Source organism: Mycobacterium sp. MUNTM1, assembly GCF_054660795.1.
In genome coordinates, this window is sequence record NZ_BAAGDE010000192.1 from 1 (window position 1) to 204 (window position 204).

The window sequence follows — 204 nt, forward strand, 5'->3', positions numbered from 1 at the left end:
CGTGCCCGGCAACGGCGGCAGCTGATCGCGGGCGCGGTCGCCATCATCGTGATCGCGCTTCCACTCGGCGATCAGCGTATCGCGATGAGACGCCAACGCCGCGTCGAACTTCGCCGCATCGGGGTGCGGAAGGGTGATCCGCCAACAGGCGCCTTCGTCGTCGGAGGTCTTGGTGATCGAGGCCCGTGGTTCAAGCCCCTCTGG

At 67.6% G+C, this 204-nt stretch carries 1 protein-coding gene; it reads right to left on the minus strand.

The features are described 5' to 3' along the window. Positions 1–204, minus strand: a 204-nt coding sequence (locus tag ACYQ8K_RS30390) for a DUF222 domain-containing protein (protein WP_459975108.1), incomplete at both ends; no start/stop codon positions are given.